The 18,611-nt window shown below is 51.7% G+C and carries 12 protein-coding genes; all 12 read right to left on the bottom strand.

The window, feature by feature from the left end:
* Positions 1-35 precede the first annotated feature (35 nt).
* Complete coding sequence (locus ACRRU2_RS12020) at positions 36-1,631, bottom strand: extracellular solute-binding protein (RefSeq protein WP_432501873.1); 1,596 nt, start codon at positions 1,629-1,631, stop codon at positions 36-38.
* Positions 1,632-1,682: 51 nt separating this feature from the next.
* Complete coding sequence (locus tag ACRRU2_RS12015; RefSeq protein ID WP_432501871.1) at positions 1,683-2,567, bottom strand: carbohydrate ABC transporter permease; 885 nt, start codon at positions 2,565-2,567, stop codon at positions 1,683-1,685.
* 11 nt (positions 2,568-2,578) lie between these two features.
* Complete coding sequence (locus tag ACRRU2_RS12010) at positions 2,579-3,520, bottom strand: ABC transporter permease (RefSeq protein ID WP_432501868.1); 942 nt, start codon at positions 3,518-3,520, stop codon at positions 2,579-2,581.
* 180 nt (positions 3,521-3,700) lie between these two features.
* Positions 3,701-5,812 (bottom strand): helix-turn-helix domain-containing protein, encoded by a 2,112-nt coding sequence (locus ACRRU2_RS12005; RefSeq protein ID WP_331700329.1) that lies wholly within the window; start codon positions 5,810-5,812, stop codon positions 3,701-3,703.
* A 122-nt stretch (positions 5,813-5,934) separates the two neighbouring features.
* The gene (menC, locus tag ACRRU2_RS12000) at positions 5,935-7,044 is read right to left on the bottom strand and encodes an o-succinylbenzoate synthase (protein ID WP_432501865.1); all 1,110 of its coding nucleotides are present in this window, start codon (positions 7,042-7,044) and stop codon (positions 5,935-5,937) included.
* Positions 7,041-8,210 (bottom strand): amidohydrolase, encoded by a 1,170-nt coding sequence (locus ACRRU2_RS11995; protein WP_432501863.1) that lies wholly within the window; start codon positions 8,208-8,210, stop codon positions 7,041-7,043. Before ACRRU2_RS11995 ends, menC begins: the two co-directional genes overlap by 4 nt.
* Positions 8,211-8,213: 3 nt before the next feature.
* Positions 8,214-9,005, bottom strand: a complete 792-nt coding sequence (locus ACRRU2_RS11990) for a GNAT family N-acetyltransferase (protein ID WP_432501861.1) — start codon at positions 9,003-9,005, stop codon at positions 8,214-8,216.
* A 48-nt stretch (positions 9,006-9,053) separates the two neighbouring features.
* On the bottom strand, positions 9,054-10,004 hold the full coding sequence (locus tag ACRRU2_RS11985; RefSeq protein ID WP_432501859.1) for a MurR/RpiR family transcriptional regulator: 951 nt from the start codon (positions 10,002-10,004) through the stop codon (positions 9,054-9,056).
* Between the two features lie 319 nt (positions 10,005-10,323).
* Positions 10,324-12,069, bottom strand: a complete 1,746-nt coding sequence (locus tag ACRRU2_RS11980) for a DUF5107 domain-containing protein (RefSeq protein WP_432501857.1) — start codon at positions 12,067-12,069, stop codon at positions 10,324-10,326.
* 107 nt (positions 12,070-12,176) lie between these two features.
* Positions 12,177-14,855 (bottom strand): right-handed parallel beta-helix repeat-containing protein, encoded by a 2,679-nt coding sequence (locus ACRRU2_RS11975; protein ID WP_432501856.1) that lies wholly within the window; start codon positions 14,853-14,855, stop codon positions 12,177-12,179.
* A gap of 13 nt (positions 14,856-14,868) precedes the next feature.
* Positions 14,869-15,771 carry an aldo/keto reductase gene (locus tag ACRRU2_RS11970; protein WP_432501853.1) on the bottom strand — a complete coding sequence of 301 codons (903 nt, stop codon included), beginning with the start codon at positions 15,769-15,771 and terminating at the stop codon, positions 14,869-14,871.
* Positions 15,772-16,438: 667 nt separating this feature from the next.
* Positions 16,439-18,611, bottom strand: a 2,173-nt coding sequence (locus ACRRU2_RS11965; protein ID WP_432501851.1) for an S-layer homology domain-containing protein, incomplete at its 5' end; no start/stop codon positions are given.

Below are 18,611 nucleotides of genomic sequence, written 5' to 3'. Positions count from 1 at the left end.
GTCAGCGGTACAGCCTGTCGAATTCAATATATTCATTATTTCAATGTGGCGTAACGATCGTTAACCGCCTTCGTCAGCGCCTCTCCTCCAGAAGAATTCCACAGCTTTACAAAATCGTCAAACCCTTGATCCAGATTAACCTCGCCAATAATGAACTTGATCAAGTATTCATCGCGAATCCGGTTCAAATCCGGGTATTGGGACGATTCCGGTACGATGAACGTAAGCAGGCTGTTAAATGCCGGGACGCCTTCCGTCGTCCGCTTCTTGAACTCGGCCTGCTCCTTCGACAGATCGAATTGCGACATGTAGCTGGACTTAGTGCCGAAGATATTGTAATAGCTGCTTGCTCCGACCTTTGCTCCGCGCTCCGTCAAGTTCACGTACTGTTCCTTAGGCGTTGGAACACCGTCTACCAGATCATAATGCTCTCCTTCAATGCCAAAGTAAGTCATTTTATATACTTCTTCATCCGAAACCATCGCTTCCAAAATTTCAAACAATTTATCCATTTTTTCCGGATCCTTCGCTACCTGGGCACCCATGCCCACGAAATTGTTTTTGACTCCCCATGAGAAGCCGGCATTGTCTCCGTAAGGACCAATTAGCGGCTTGCCGATGACCAGCTCCGTATCCGGATTTTGTCCCTTGAATTCTGGCCCGATGGCGAGCGAGTAGCTGTTCCACATGCCTCTATCTATAATTCCCGCTCTTCTATTGGCCAGATCCTGCCGAACCTTAGCATAATCCGTCGTCAAAAACTCCTTGTCGATAACGCCGTCCTTGTACCATTTATTTAGCACTTTAAGCGCCTCGCGAGTTCTTTCGGAAACCATCGCGTTGATCAGACTGCCGTCATCAGCTTTCAGCCAGGCGCCGGGACTCGTGCCAAACGCCGAGTAGACGGAATTGAACGCCAGCGTAGCCAGCGAGTCCTTGCCGCTGCCCGAATAGCCTATCGTATCTGCTTTACCATTCTGGTCGGGATCGTTATGCGCGAAATAATACACCAATTTCTCGAACTCCTCCAGCGTCTCCGGCGCTTTGTCGAAGCCGGCTGCCTTCAGCCAATCGCCATTATAAGCCGGCAGGAACGGCGTCAGCCCTTCCAGCCAGTAGAGCGGGATCGCGAAGTTCTTGCCGTCTACGACCGCCAGATCCCAGATGGCAGGATCCATTTCGTCAACAGAAGCCGCATATTTGGGCATTTTCTCCTTGATGAGGTCGATCGGCAGCTCGGTTAGCAAGCCCTGATTGGAGTAATCCAGAATTTCCCCTTGCGACCATAGGAAGAACAGGTCGGGAATTTCACCCGTTGCCAAGCGAATATTTAGGTGCTCCGTCCAACTGGTACGGTCCACCCGCATGTTCTCGATTTTCACGTTAAAGCGTTCCTCCAAAAACTTCTGAACCGGCGTTTCATCGCCCTCTGGCGGATCGAAGCTCAGCCATAGCAGATTGATCGTCTCCTTCGACTGCGCAGTAGGCGCAGACGAGGCGGTTTCTGACGGGGCAGACGTCCCGCCGCTGGCAGAAGGCTTGGTATTTCCCCCTCCATTGCTACACGCCGAGAGCAGCAGGATAACGGCAATCGCCGCCGTCAAAAACTTAAATTTAACACCTGTTACCATACTTTCTCCTCCCTTTTTGAAAAAAATGGTCCAAATTTAGTGCTTGCCTCGCTACTCTTTCAAGGAGCCGATCATCACCCCTTTAACGAAATACTTTTGCAGGAACGGATAGATGACGATGATCGGCCCCGTAATGATCATAAGGACAGCGGCCTTGACCGTCTCTGGCGTCACGGTTTCCTGACCCGGCTGCTGAGACATCAGCATTCGCAGCTCCATATCTTGATTCTCCACGACAAGTCTGCGCAGATAGATCTGCAGCACGATCTTGGTCTGGTCCTGAATGTAGATAAGCGCCTGAAACCATTCATTCCAGTAGCGGACCGCGGACCAAAGCGTAATCGTCGCGATAATCGGCGCCGACAGCGGCAGCACGACGGAGAACAGAATACGAATATCGTTGGCTCCGTCCATCCGGGCCGAATCCTCCAGCTCCTGAGGAATGCCGAGGAAAAAGTTGCGTAAAATCAGGAGCGAGAATGTATTAAAGAGCATCGGAATGATATAGACCGACAGGGAATCGTACATTCCCAGGCTTTTGACAAGCAAATAGGACGGAATGAGGCCGCCGCTGAAAAACATCGTCATCACGATAAACAGCGTGTAGAAGCGGCGATCCGGCAAATATTTTTTGGATAAAGGATAAGCGGCCATCACCATCACTATAACCGACAGCGCCGTGCCGACGACCGTCCGGAAAATGGTGTTGCGAAAGCCGTACCAGATTTGCGCAGATGAAATCGCTTTCCGGTAAGCCTCCAAGGAAAACTCCTGAGGAAACAGATGAAGTCCCGGTCGTATTGCTTCAGTCGGCGTGCTGAGCGAGATCGACAATACATGGATGAAGGGATACACAAACAGAACGCTTAATCCGGCAATGAACATTACCGCGAATACCTGAAACCATTTTTCGCCGATTGTCATGCGTGAAAACATCGTATCCCTCCTTAGAACAGCCCTTCCTGGCCCGCTTTTTTGATTAAATAATCGGTTCCCAATACCAGGGAGAGTGCGATCACATTTTTGAACAAGCCGACTGCCGTCGTCAGACTGTACTGCATCTGAGACAGACCGACCCTGAACACATACGTGTCCAGAATATCAGCAACTTCATATACCGCCGGATGATACAGGTTCAGTATCTGGTCGAAGCCCGCGTCCAGAATGCCGCTGATCTGAAAAATAAACATGATGCAGACGACCGGCAAAATAGAAGGCAGTGTAATATGCAGCGTTTGCTTCCATCGTCCGGCGCCGTCGATGCTTGCCGCTTCATATAAGCTTGGATTGATCGAGGCCAGTGCGGCCAAATAGATAATCGTTCCCCAGCCGACCTCCTTCCAAATACTCGTGACCACCAAGGTGAATCTGAAGTAGGCGGGATCGCCTAGAAAGTAGATCGTGTCCAAGCCGAACAGCGTCAGCACATAATTGACGATTCCTGTGCTTGGCGACAAAATCGTGCCGAACAGACCTGCAAGAATAACCCAAGAAAGGAAATGCGGCAAATAGCTGATCGACTGTGTGACCCGCTTGAACACTTTTCCTCTAATCTCGTTAAAAATGAGTGCCAGAACGATGGCAGCCGGAAATCCGAAAATGATGTGATATAGACTGATGACAACGGTATTTCGAAATACTCTCCAAAATTGGCTGGTCGAGGTAAACATCACCTCAAAGTGCTTAAAGCCGACCCATGGGCTTCCGTTGATCCCTTCCAGTACACGAAAATCCTTGAATGCCAGTTGCACGCCATACAAAGGAGCATATTGAAAAACCGTATACCAGATCAATGCCGGGAGCAGCAATATAAACAGGTACTTATGCTTTTTGTAGCGCTTCCATCTGCTTTCAGCCGTCTGTTGCCTCCTTCTTGTCAATAATGCCATAGGCAGGTCTCCAATCTGTAAATTTTATTGCCGCAAATCTTGTTGTTCGCTCCTATTTTAGAAGGAATTTCATCTCCAAATCCAGTTCAGATTTATGTGATTTTGTATACTTTTAAGCAACGTTTGTCAAAAAAAGCGGCTTTCCTCAAGGGAAATCCGCTGACATGCAGATCTGAGCTGCTAGACGACCTCAGTCTGAAGCGCCGTCCGTGTAAACTTACGGTATTGGTTAGGTGTCATCTCATATTTCGCCTTAAACTTCGTACAGAAATATTGGACGTTGCTGTACCCAGCCCGTTCTGCGATCCGCGTCACCGATTCCTGGCCGTCCCGCAGCAGCTCCGCTGCAAGCTCCAGCCGAGCGCGGCTCAAATATTCGATAAACGGCGTATGCAATACTTCGGTAAACAGCTTGGAGATGTAGGAAGGGGAGAAGGATACCAGCTCGGCCACTTGATCCAGCGAAATATCTTCATAAAGATGCTCGTGAATATAACGCTGTATGACATTGATCGTCTCGGCATGCGCGTGAGGAGCATCACTGCTCAGCCAAGCGATGATTTGCCGGACGTTGGCTTCGATCCGTTCCAGTCCATCCCCCAGCGTGCCTTCTTTCAGCGTACGGGACATGTCGGGAATTTCCAGCCGATCGAACAATCGGTAATGAAGCGCCATGCGACGCATACACACGCTTAGCTGCATCAGCGCCCATTCGGCCGTCTCGATTCCGTAGCCACCGTCGATCAAGGTGCGTTCGAACCCTTTCAAATACGTTGTAACCGCTTGCATATCTTGTGTATGAATTCCCTTCTCGAAGCCCTCGAAGTTCATATCTTCATACGTATTGCGACGAGCCTCGACTTCGTGAAAGCCAACGATAGCGGAAGGTCCGAACAGAAACTCGTATCTGGCCGCATGCTTCGCTTCCCTGAACGATTCGGAAACATGTGATAGTCTGTCCGTCGAACGTCCGTACCCGGCAGAGAACTCACAAACGCCGCCAAGCTCGTCTTGCAGCGATCGCAGCGCCTCCTTGACTGTCGCGTCCGTATTCGGATCGTCTTGTTCCAGAATGAACAACACGACCAGTTCCTCCCGTGAAACCGCCACTGCCTCCCAGCAGAACGGTCTGACTTGGAACCAATGACCGAGCGCTGCGGGCTCCAGCTCTCCAGAGCGCAGCCGAATATATGCCGCCACCAATTGCGACCGTTCCGCATAAGCGTACGATCCGGCTTCCTCTATATCCCCATGTATCAGCTTCAGAAGCCGCGTCTTCTCCAAACTGAGGTGAAGCGTCTGAAGGCTGCTCATCATTTTTTTCAGGGGCACATAAACTCGTCTGGACATAAGCAGCGAAACCGCCAAACCTACGACGGCGGTTATTATGGAGAAGACAAGCAAATTATGTTGCTGCTTCTTCGAATCGAGCAGCAGCGAATTCAGCGGACGTGCTACAATAAAGCCCCAACCATACTTAGACAGGCTCGCAGGAGAATACGCCCATACCGTCGGTCGCCCCTCTTCTTCCGTCACGTTCACCGATGCGACCGACCCCGCCAGCTCTTTCGAGCTGTCAAACCCGCTCACTGCCTGCCCCGAGTTCGTCAACAACGTCGTACCGTCCTCATCGACGATATAGAACTGCTCCTCTTTGGAGCCCAACATCCCGCCAAGCAGCCCCGTCACATAATCGAGACTGATGTCCAGATACAGATAGCCCTTCGCATTTTCATGCGAGGAACCGTAAGGCAGCGAGCGCAAATAGGTCATCACTTGCCCGTTCCCGCTGCCACTGCGTATCGTCCATCGATTGAGCGGAAAGTGACTCAGCTCGCTAATAAATTGTGCATCCTTGGAATTTCCAGGTTTCTCGTATAAGTACTGGGAATCGACCGTATATCCCGTTTTCAAGAAATGTACGGTCACATTGGACAAGCCTTCTTGCGCTAGCTTGACATTTTGAATATCATTGTGCAAGACCAAAAACCGGTAACCCAGACTGCTGTTCGGTTCGTCCAACAGCAGACCCAGCCCGTCATATTTTTGGAAAGCGGTGGAGACCACTTTATCCTGGAACAGCTCCTCGTAGCGCTTCAGCACAGTCATCTCCAAATAATCACGTACGTGCTGAAGCCTGTATAAGCTGTCACGGGATATCTCCTGCGTCACCAAGGTCTGAGAGTTAGAATACAAATAGAATCCGAAAGCACCAATCATGACAACGGTCAAAGTCGCAAAAATAATAATCGCTTTGAAGAAGTCGGTCTTATGATCGCCTTTGGGAAACATACCCTTCACCCTTCCCCGAATGATAGATTAGCTCTATATCATTTGCTGCTTGTGGATAAGCAACTTAGCTGCAAAATTCAATCGTCACTACAAGTTGCTCAGAGTTAATCGACAGCCTCAGCTTATACCTCAAAAACTTCACAGTGCAGTGTATATTTGGCGAGACGCTCCGGATTTACAATATACCCAATACCCGGACCTTCCGGCACATCGATCCGGCCGTCCCGTACAATTACAGCAGGATCGACGATGTCCTCTTCCCAATAATTCGACGAAGCTGCCGTATCTCCGGGCAAGGTGAAGTTGCTTAACGCCGACAGCGCAATATTATGCGCCCGGCCGATGCCCGATTCGAACATGCCGCCGCACCATACCGGGATTTTCCGCTCCATACATAAGTTATGCAGCTTGATTGCCTCTGTCAGTCCCCCGACTCGGCCCGTCTTTATATTAATAATTTGGCAACTGCCCAGTTCGATCGCTTTACGCGCGTCATCGGCTGAATGAATGCTCTCGTCCAGACAGATCGGCGTATGCAGCTGTCGCTGCAGCTCGCAGTGGTCTACGATATCATCATGCGCCAGCGGTTGTTCGATCATCATGAGCTGATAATCGTCCAGCCGCCGCAAATGATCCACATCAGCAAGCGTATACGCAGAGTTGGCGTCCACCATTAATGGAATATCAGGATACTTTTGACGTACGCCGTCGACGATATCGACATCCCAGCCCGGCATAATCTTGATCTTCATCCTCTTGTAGCCGGCTTGAAGCCGCTGCTCGATCATCTCCAGCAGTTGCTCCAAAGAAGCCTGGATACCAATGCTGACCCCGACCTCAATCGATGTCTTCGCCGCACCGATGACGGAGGCAAGCGATCGGCCCTGCTGCTTGGCGTACAGATCCCAGCAAGCGGTCTCGAGCGCCGCCTTGGCCATCCGGTTGCCGCGGATCGGGCTGAACCTCTCCGCCAATTCAGCCGGATGCCCGATTTCCTCCGCGCTTAGCAGCGGAATCAAAAACTTCTCCAGCAGATGCCAGTTGCCCTTGAGCGTCTCTTCATTATAGGAGGGCTCGACGAAGGCAACGGACTCTCCCCACCCAGATCTTCCTTCTGCATCCGTCACCTCGACCACAATAAATTCCCTATCCTTCAAGGTGCCGAAGCTGGTCGTGAACGGCTTCAGCAAAGGCATGCTCATATGTCTTAATGTGATGTTCCGTATATTCATCGCTGCCGCCCCTCCTCTAATAGCTTAATCGCGGACATGGCCAGAATCGCCGCACCCGTGCGCATCGCTTCATGATCAAAGGTCATCTCCGGATGATGCAGCCCCGGCGCCAATCCGCAGCCGAGCCCGATCATCGTCGCTTGAAGCGACCTGCGCTCCATAGCGTAAAAATGAAAATCCTCCGCTCCCGGCGTGATGACGGGAAGGGCCAGCCCTTTCTCACCCAGCACCTCGACGATCGCCTCGCCGACAATGCGCTCCATATCGATATTTGGAATAGCTGGCGCCGCCTTGATCACCCAGTCCGTCACTACCTCTGCTCCATCAGCCTCTCCAATCTCCGCCGCGGTCTGCCGTACGCGCTCCGCAAGCCGCTCCAGCTTTTCGAACGACGAGGCACGGATATCGATCGCGAACTCTGCCTCGTCCGGAATAACGTTGTCGCTTTCGTTCGGCACCCGCGCCGTCGTTACCTTGCAGGAGGCGCCGCTCTCCAGGTCCGCCCGGATCGCTCTGACGGCCGTTACGATCGCGGCGAGCGTCTCGAGCGCATTAATGCCGTCCTCGGGCCGAGCGGCATGGGCCTGCCGGCCGTGAATCCGGCCGTGCATTTTGGCGACGCCGCCATGGTAAATCCCGGCCGATGCCACCCCGTTAGCAAGCTCTCTTTGCGGCCGTAAATGGATGCCAAGCATACAGTCTGCAGCGTCCAGCAGGCCGGTCAGCAACAGCGCTTTCGCCCCTTCAGCCGTTTCCTCGGCCGGCTGAAATACCGCCAACAGCTCGCCTGCCGGCACTTGGTACCCGATCTCCTTCAGACAACGAACAGCAAAAAATACCATCGTCATGTGCGCATCGTGGCCACATGAATGATTGGCCCGCCACTGTCCGTTTACGGGCTGCCATAGCGCATCCATATCAGCGCGCAGCGCTACGCTGCGGCCGCCGCCCGGACCGCTCCAAGTGCCGATAGCTCCGGTATGCTCTGCGAATGTTCGCACTTCCAGGCCAACCTCGCTTAACCGCTCACCAATATAAGCGGTTGTAAGATGCTCCTGCCAACCAATTTCAGCCAACTCGTGCAATTCCGCATACATTCGCTCCATTCCGGCGGCTTGATCAGCCATCCAGCGTTGAATTCGTTGATTCCATTCGGGAACGTTCAATAATTATATCTCTCCTTCCAGCACGTAATAGTCGACTTCCGTATCCCCTGGAAGCAGGCCGACGATGCGGAATCCGCGGCCGAATGCCTCTTCGCACAGCTCGCGCAGCCACAGCTTCCATGCAACGATCACGTCTGGTCTGTTCTTCTTGATCCCTGCAGCGTCCCGCGGCACAGCCAGCAAATAGCCTCCGCTGAGCGAATCCCACGCTGGCAATCTCCCATTCGGGTTCGCCGCGTCGTCGACCAGCTTCACATAATCCAGCCACCGTGGATCTGCCGCACGCTTGCTCCGTATCGCCGAGCAAACCCGCGGAGATGTCAGCTCCCATCGGATCAGGAAGCGATCGCTCGGGTCCCCCTGCTCGTCGCAGCCGTATATTGCCGGCATGTAAATGCTCACTGTTCCTCCGAGCTTGCACAAGTTCAAGTAACCATTACGAAGCTGGAATGGATCATAGGTCCAGGTAATCGCCGAATAGCCTTGCTCGATCGCCCACAGCCGCTGCTCCAGCTTGAGCCTGGTACCTACCCCTCGGTCGCGGAAATCGGGATGGACGACCATCATATGCGAATGCAAATACGGTTCATTGCCATCGTATGCGGCGAAGCCGTAACAGAAACCGGCAGGCCTTTCGCCCTCGTATGCGGCGATTACTGATCCGCCATGCTGCACTACCGCTTTCATCTGAACAGCCGAAGTAAACATCTCCATCGGCCATGCGGTGCTTTGAAGCTTCGACAGCACCCGCAGCTCATAGAAATCCGTTACCGAGCGATACGTCAACTGCTCCATGATCCATTCCTCCAATCGCAAGCGCCGGTTTTCACCCGGGCCCTCCCATCAATCGGCATCCGCCGGATTTACAAAGTAAAAAGAGCGTTCCCCGATCGCTTGCTCCTGCTCCAGTCGTTGCTGCACCTGCACGCGGTCCCGTACGGTCAAAAAGCCGGTCAGTGTGTTTAGCAGCGCGAATACAGCCGGCATCCCTTGCAGCGTGACCGGCGGTTCGACCTCAACCTTCAGCAGTTGATCCGCCAGCAGCCCTAGAGGAGACAACTCGCGATCGGTGATCGCAAGAACCTGGGCGGAGCGCCGCTTTGCCTCTTTAGCAAATTCATGAGTTTCTCGCATATATCTGGGGAAAGAGAGCGCTATCACAAGCCAGCCGGGCTGTACTCTAGATAATAAGGAGTTTCCATCCTCCATGCCGCCATGGTAAAGGTAGACATTTCCTCGAAGAATATTTAACGAATAAGTGAGCCAATGTGCCGGGGCGAACGAAGCCCGCAAGCCGATGATCACAATGTGCGAGGCTGAGCGTATAAGCTCAACTGCTTGCTCCAGCGCCGCTGGACTAAGCTCGGCCAGCGTGCGCTCCACATTCGCCACATTCATGCTCCTGCGATAAGCGATGTAGGCCGCCGGGTCTTCCGGCTCGCCGGCAGCCGCCTCGCCCAGACTGACGATCGGATTGGCGTTCTTCCGCTCCTGCACCAGCGCATTCTGAATTTCCTTCTGAAGCATGCCGTAGCCGGTATAGCCGACCTCGACGCTAAAGCGTATTACAGTCGTCTCGCTCGTGCCGGTGCGAGCGCCGACCTCCTTGGCCGACAGAGTCGCAATCCGGCCCGGATCCTCCAGTAGAAACTTTGCTACCTTCCGCTGGCCTGCCGTCAAGCCGTCAAACATTCTGCGAACCTTATTTTGAATCTGCTCCATAAAATCTATCCCTTTATTTGAAGTTTTAGCACCATATTTAAATATATAATGAAGTTTTAACTTCACATTCACATTATAAACCGTTGCTCCGGAGATGACAATAACCAGTTTTCAGGCCAAACCGATCCCTTTTGCCAATTGAGATTTTTTATTCGCAGCGACTATGACTGTTGTAGCTAACGGTTGTCACAGCGGCTAAATGGACATAAAAGTCACTTTTTACAGGCTAACGGTTGTGTGAGCGCCTAATTGCGTAGAAAGTGCAAAATTATGCTTGAAATAGTGAAATAGCCGCAACGGCAACCGTTAGACAATAAAATTGTTTGAAAGCCGCCGAATAAGCACTGTGGCGACTGTTAGAACAATAGGTGGCAATTTTTTTGTTCCAAAGTTAGTCGATGCTCTCTCTATATTCCCTATATGCGCCAAATTCGAATAAATCGTCCTCGCCCAGAAAAGCAGGCGCTTCATGCTCCGGCTCGCCCATCCCCTCCATAATCCGACGCCACAGCTTCGTTCGGGCGTAACGCTGATGAACCAGCTGAAAAGCCGTCCCTTCCAGCAAACGTTTTGCTTCGGCAAACCTTCCCGCATCCGCCAGCCATGCGGCGCGCCGCTCCGCCAGCCATTCGTCCTGAAGAGCACTCGTCCGCGCCAGCCAGTATTCCCTCTCGGCCAACGTTTGCGGTCCGATCCCGGACAGCGCCAAATCCCGTTCATAAGTCACTTGAGGATGCAGGGCAAACGCCTGCGACCGAATTTTGCGATAGCACTCGGCAGCCTTTGCCCTATCTCCCTTATTGCGCCGATACAACCGTGCGGCCAGCGCCCATGCCCGATCCTCTCCCGAAGCCTCCAGCTCCGCAAGCGCCTCGTCAATCCGGTCTTTGCCCGCATACCATGCGCCAAGCTGCATGCGCCAGGCGCTCTCCTGATCGGGTCGGCTTGCCGCTGCAAAGCGAATTGCCTCTTCCAGCTCTTCATAACCGGAGATGGCCCATCTGTTGTCGTCCGCCCCCGGAGGAAGTGGAAGAAGCTCGGGACTTTTTTTACGCCATGCCTCCGCCACCTGCTCCCATAATTCCGTTTCCTCGCTGCGAGCAAAGCCGAACAAAGGAATTTGGCCGGCGTCCGGCAGTTCGACCTCGGGAACCTCCAGCTGATAAATATCTAGCCGCCGATCCGTCGGAATCCAAAATTCGACATGTTGGTGCGAGCCGCCCGGAGCCAGCTCCTGCTTGATCGATTGATCCATAATGGGTCCGGCCTGAATTTCCAGACATTGCTCCCCGTCAAGTGAATATTGGGTAACCCATGCCTCATGCTTGCCAACGCCATCCGACCATAGTTTGATGCCGGGCATTGACCCGCGATCGGCTACATGGTACAAACCGCTCCCCAAGCTTGGCGTATATACGCCAAACGCCCCGCTGTCCGGCTCCCGCCAGAAGTAGCCAGTCATCCGTTCGATGTCGCACTGCCTTTTCGGCCCCTCCTTCTCCCAATCCAGCATTTCCATCCGATCGCCGTGCGCCAGCACTGGTCCTTTCGGAAACCAGAATTCAGTATCTGGACGGGCAGGCACTCCTGCATTGGACCAGGACATCCAGGGATGCGCTTGAGAAGTCGGATTATAAAAAAGAGTGCGCTGTGTCAGGAAGTCGTCATCCTTGCCTAGCGAATACTCCACCGTCCAATGCATGCCGAACCGGGTTTCCCTCTCTCCGCACCAAACGAATATCCGATCCTCCGTTTCCATCGTCTGATAAAGGACGGGCACGATCTGTACAGGGGAATGGGAAATCGGAAAGCTTACCTCAATTCCCCCGCCAATGAAAAATTGCCGGGGCAGGATGCGCACAGGTCGAACTGCCGGGATCGTGTAAAGCGTTTCTTTGCCAGACGCGGCATGAACCAGGGAATATACCTTGCCTCCCAAATCGGGACATATGGTCGCCTTAATATGATCGTTCTCCAACCTCACGAATCGATACGATTTCAGGACGGGGCGGCGGCTTGTTTCTGCAAAACTTTCATAGGGATATACCCCGTCCGGGTCCTGGGCGCTTGGAATAGGTCCCGCCGCCACCATCGGATGGGCCAGCAGCACTTCCGTATAAGCGTGAATTTCCAGCATACTCATCTATCTCCTCTCACTGAATGATCTACTAAAAACCTTCGCCTATTCTTCGCTAATTCCCCTTCTTTCTATCATTTGGAATCTAGCATCGGCTTGATCATGGCTCATGGCTGCTCCCATAGACCGCAGTCGTCGACATATATTCGCTGGGCTGGCATTCCTATAACCGCAAGCGCCCCGACATTATCGATTGCCACCGTCACCGGCGATACTTCCGGACCGGTCGTAAAATGCAGCTCCGACAGCGTGCTCTCCCAATTCCAACGATTGACAACCAACTCCTCTTCAGGGCCGCCGTGCCCACGAACAGACATCCGGGCCGCACCAGCCCGAAACGTGTTGTGAAACAGCAGATTATGGATTAGACACTGCCCTTCCCCTGTTAGGAGCAAATAGACGTCGTGCACTCCCTCAACTGTACTCAGCGGAGCGCCAAAATAGCGCCAAACCCCGTCGTAAGGAGTTTGCTGCGCGACGGCGCCGATCAATTCGCCATCCAGCCGGTCGATGCGGATCTCCACCGTTACGGAGCCAACCACTTTATTCAGTCCGATAGAAACGTTGTCGTACTGGCCCGAAACGCCGAAATCAATGCTGGCCAGCTTGATCCATTCCTTCGAGTGCATCGGCCCAACGTATCGGACATCCCGGTAGATCGCCGGGGTGCCGTCCGGCTCCCGGTCCCACTGCCCGCTCGCGTTCGTTTCCGCATATTCGATGGCCTGCCGGTACTCGCCCCCCGACTTGATACCCGCGAAGAAAATGTAGGACGTATTCGGCTTCAGCCCCGCTACCTGCTGCTCTATTCGCTCACCGGAGCCAAGCACGGCAGCGTACTTGTTGCTGCGTACGACCGTCGGATAGCCGCCGTTTTTACTGTAATCCCAGGCACATTCAAACACGACGCGGGGTGTCCCGGAAACGGCCACCCAGGGCGCCAGCCCGCCTGCCTCGAATCCGCCGTTGCGCAGCAGACTTTCATGCTCCAAAGGAACAAACTCTCCTCCACCTGTCCGATCATGCACCTTAGCAAGTTCGAAACTGTGACCGGGCATCCACCCCTCTCCCCCGAACTCATACGCGCCAGGATCAGGCGCCAGCCCCCGATAACCATCCGTCACCCCGGCAATGGGGAGGCCCTGACCGATAACTGGCGAGTCCGCGCGCAACCGGAAATCCCCGTTCTCCGCATCGACGAACCGCGGATCGGCGTCGAAACGGTTATGTGAAACAACGCTGTGACCGCCCCAGCGGCGAATCTCACCGTCCGCGAACAAATTATTGGCCATATGTGTACCATACATGTCATCCAAGCAAAATATGGACGAATCGGCAATCGCCTTGCGAAAAAACGTATTGTTATAGATCAGCGTCCTCTGGATTGGCCTGTTCAGCACCATGCCCCGTTCGGGAATGTTCCAGATGACGTTGCGGAAGAAGCTGATGCCACTGGTCCAAGCATCCATATAAAATCCGAAGCTCAGATGATCAGACAAATTGTCGTGCAGCCAGTTATGATGAATTTGCGTCTGATCAAAGTCATGATTGAACAGATAAATCATGCCCGAATCTTTCGTCAACGCATTAGCGAAGGAAATGTCGCAGTATTCGATTATCGAACGGGAAAATACACCTGAGATCGACGTCCGGCCGCTCCTCGTAATCGTACAGCGGGATACCCAATGACCGACGCCAGTTAGCCAAATCATGCTCGCATACGTCGCCTCGAAGTTGCCGTCGTGAATGTAGCAGTTGTACACGGAGTTGCGCTCCCCCGAAATGGAGATGCCGTTTCCTTCGAAATGGGAAATTTCGCAGTCACGGAGCGTATTGCCGTATCCGCCCAGGGCCACGCCTCGCGTTCTTCCGTAGATCGATTGACGGTACCCGAAGGAGCGGTCCATGCCGTAAATGCGCGATTTCCGGATCAGGCAATGCCTGCCCTCCTCCGCCGTAATGCTCGCGCCCCTGCAGTCCACGCCGGCAATATGGATATGTTGCCTGTACCGCAGATCAAATGCATACTCACGTCGCTTCACTTCAACAACGCAATCCGCCGGGTGCTTGCCTTCAGGCACAATCACATACAGCATCCTTTCCCCGGAGCCGTAATACCATTCCTTCTCCGTATCAAGTGCGCGCAGCGTCCGGGTAATAAAATACAGATCTCCCAGTTTTGTGTGATAATGATCAGCCGAGCTGACCCATTGTTCGTGATAAAGCGTGCCTGCAGCAAAGCTGCTCACTTTGGCTGTGGACATAAAATAGCCTACTCCGTTCACGCAGGCAACCATCGCCCCGTCCCAGTGACCGTCCGGAAACGACTGCAAGTCTTCGTCGAAAATCGTGCTATTCGTCAGTCCGCTGGTCGCCGCATCGACACGTGCATATTGCGAACGATCCAGCCGATCCCGGATTTTCGGCCATTGAGCTTCCATGCCAAGCTCCTCATCAAAGTAGACCAGCGTTTCACTGCCGTCCCCCAAATCCCAATCCAGCTTCGCTTTGTAGACTGCCCCATCATGCTGCGTCCATTCCGTCACCTCGTCGCAGCCGCTGACGACTACCCGCTCGTTCCCATAAGCTTCAAAACGAATAGGTGCGTCTTCCCGACCATTGCGGACAGGCGCCACTGTCTCCCGGTAGACGCCCTCCCGAATGAAGCATACGTCCCCAGCCTCCATTGCTTGCGCCGCTCTCCCGATCGTGCGGAACGGGCATTGCAAGGTCCCTCCGTCGTTGGCGTCGTCGCCATTCACCGCAACATAATAGATCTTGTTCATTGCTGCTCCTCCTTTATTGTAAAGGCTGTCCGGGAAACAAGGCTAACACCCTGGGCTCGTCTTCAGCGGACAAGCCTTTCCCGTCACAATATGTAACATTTCGGGTCAATTCCTCTACTGATGTCGTCCCGGTAAGAGTCACCGCAATATCAGGACAGGCTAGACTGAAGCGCATCGCCGGCTCTACCAGCCCATTCGACTTCCCCTTTCGGAGAAATTCGAGCTGCTGCTTTCGTCGCTCCCCTTCTGCCAACTTATCCGGATATTTGTACAGAAACGGAGCCGGCTGCTCCGTCAGCAGCCCCATGCAGAGAGGGCTTCCGTGAATAACGCCGACATTCGCATGCCTGGTTAATGGCAGCAACTCATCCCTGGCGGTGTAATCCAACAGCGTGTATCTCCCGAAGGTTTGGATCGTATCGATGGTGCCCTCTCGTACAAAAGGCAGCAGCCTGTTCAATTGGCCGGCATTGACGCCGATCGCACGCACGGTTCCCTCCCGCTTGAGCTTCAGGAAGGCCTCGATTGTTCCTTCCATTGCCTCTTCATAGCTTACGGATTCCAACTCATGCAGTTGAATCAGATCGAGATAATCGGTCTGCAGCCGCTTCAGACTTTCCTCTACCGATCGAAGAGTATTCTCGTACGTATAAGGAACGCCGCGCACGACCGCTTTGGTCGCCAGAATTACCCGATTCCGCTTGCCTTTCAACGCCAGCCCAACTCTCCGTTCACTTTCCCCTCCGCCGTACAGAGGTGCAGTGTCGATAAAATTAATGCCAAAATCCAATGCAGCATCAATTACCCGAATCGCTTGCTCGTCCGTCACATCGCCATAGTCTCCGCCCAGCGGCGCGCCGCCGAGCCCCAATCTGGAAACGTGAAAATTCGTTTTCCCCAATGCCGTATACTCCATTAATCTTCTCCCCATCCCGGATGGTCTCGGCCGCTGCTCCCTGCCGTGCCTCGCTAATGAGAATAAAGGATCAGAGAGAGCAATCGCAATTTCAAATTCTTTTAAAAACGTTCATTTTCTTATTTTTAGGAGTGTATTGGACACGGAACAGCATACTACTGCTATATTTTATTAACTCATTCGCTTGGAAGTATCATTGTTAACAAGAAGAAACGCTGCGTGTCCTTGGCTAAGGAGGTGCCGTTTCTCGGTGAAATATAGGAACAAGTATAGGGAGAAAACATATACATTCCTGTATTTAAAAAAAGACGCCTATTGGCGTCTTCAAAAATTCATTATGCAGGCAAGCTGTATGTTTGGTGTAGATGACCGTAAAAACTTGTTTTCTACCTTTTTAAAATGTAACGGACATAAATGACCGTAAAAGACTTGCTTCCTGCCTTTTTAATTTGTAACGGGCATAAATGACCGTAAAATCACTATTCTCTCCCTAAAATTGCTGTTTCCGTCGCGTAAAGGTCACCAATGTCCGTTACAATTTTTATTACGCTTTTTTCGCTAGCTAAGGGTCGTTAATGTCCGTTAGAATTCTGCATTTTTAAGCAGCACCTGCACCGATTTCATTTTGTCCGATTTTACATTCGTTCACCTCAGTACGGACTCGGAATTATCTATCAATCAGACCGGAAGTTTGAAGCAGCCTTTGTATAATTATCGCGACCTCTGCTCGGGTAATGTTAGCTTTAGGTGCTAACAAGTTATTATTTCTGCCTGAGATGATTCCTGCACTTACGCTATCTGTAATGCCTTGACGTGCCCAATCAGATACCGTGCTAGCATCAGAAAATGTACGAATGACATCGACATTTGTTTGATTTGTAGAGCTCTTTTTCTGCCCTGTTAACACCATCGCTTTAGAAATCATTAACATAGCTTGCTCACGCGTAATTTTATCATTCGGGCGGAAGGTGCCATCTTCAAATCCATTAATTAGACCATATTCATATGCAGTCTGAACTGCACTGTGGTACCAAGAAGTTAATTTTACGTCAGTAAATAAACTATTTTCTTGTGATAAATGCAGTCCTAATCCACGGATAATAATAGCAGAAAACTCAGCTCGAGTAATGACTTGATCAGGATTATACATCCCATTTCCGACTCCGCTAACTACCATACGAGATCCCATATTATTAACTGCAGCTTTCGCCCAATGATGCTCTACATCAATAAATTGTGCTGGATTCCAGATGAGTGAATAAGTGCTATTGGTTACGCTAGATAAAACCGCAAAATATTGGTCACCCACTTTTTTAATTTGAGTAGGAATATGTCTTATTGTGCCATCTGGTTCTACAACAACCCCTGTCGTTATTCGGTTCGGATCTACTCCATCCGGAATGGCTATCGTACGCTCAACATAGGCGTTAAACCGCGATATCTCGACTGTACGCCCATCATACTCTGCACTAACCTTGAAATTAAGCGGTAGCACAACTTGTGTTACCCCTTTGCGATTAATGGCAGCATTAATATTTTGCATCATACTGTCGAGCGGCTCTGCAATTTCAATTTTTACTTTGACACCCTCTAATGCTACATTTGCTCCAAGCTGAGAAGATAATGCTGAAATATCAATTTGGTCAGCTGGTAACGTGTACGAAGCCTTATTCGTTTGTAGTACAATCATCACCTGCTGCTTCTCCAAATTTTTAATGATCCGTCCATTAATCTCAGCAATAACAACATTACCATCTGCGGTCACTGGAATCGTAATGACTGCTTGCTTACCTTCTTCTTCAGTTTGTTGCATCAGCTTTTGTTCATCTACTCTAACCGTAATTACTTTTTGTCCGTTTATTATCGAAGACGTTGCAGTACCTGCATTTACAACTTTCCCGTTAACTAATACCAATAATGCATTTTCTAAAGGGTTCGATATGACGACATCAGTATATATTGCATTTACCATAACTGTAATGGTTTCCTCGTCCGTCAAAGTTCCATCACTCACTTTTACAGTAAACGTATATTTTTTCGAACCATGCTTTGCCGATGGTTTCCAAGTAAATTCACCTGTTTGACTGTCTATCAAAGCTCCTTCTGGTGCATCGACTAAGCTGTAGGTTAACGTGTTAGCTGGTTCATCTTCATCTGTTGCCGTTGCGGTAAATGATAACTGGCTTCCTACATTTACTGTTTTATCTCCAATTGCTGCTAGCACTGGCGCTGTATTTACTTCATTAACCGTAACCGTGATTTCCTCTTCATCACTTAATGTGCCATCGCTTACACGAACCATGAACGTATATGCTCCCGGACCTTCTGCTTCCGTTGGCGTCCATGTGAATACACCTGTCGCAGCGTTGATGCTTGCTCCTGTCGGAGCTCCAACCAGGCTGTACGTCAGCGTATTCGCTGGCAGGTCTGCATCCGTTGCTATTGCCGTAAATGTGAGCAACGTTTCTTCATCCACTGTTTTGTTTCCGATGGCTGCAAGTACTGGCGCTGTGTTGACTTCGTTCACCGTAACCGTGATTTCCTCTTCGTCGGTTAATGCACCATCACTTACACGAACTATGAACGTATAAGCTCCCGGACCTTCCGCTTCCGTTGGCGTCCATGTGAATACACCCGTCACAGCGTTGATGCTTGCTCCTGTCGGAGCTCCAACCAGACTATACGTCAGCGTATTCGCTGGCAGGTCTGCATCCGTTGCTATTGCCGTAAATGTGAGCAACGTTTCTTCATCCACTGTTTTGTTTCCGATGGCTGCAAGTACTGGCGCTGTATTTACTTCGTTCACCGTAACCGTGATTTCCTCTTCGTCGGTTAATGCA

The organism is Paenibacillus sp. GXUN7292 (genome assembly GCF_050864975.1).
In the GTDB taxonomy this organism is placed as follows: Bacteria; Bacillota; Bacilli; order Paenibacillales; family Paenibacillaceae; genus Pristimantibacillus.
This window is presented reverse-complemented; position numbering and strand designations above follow the sequence as displayed.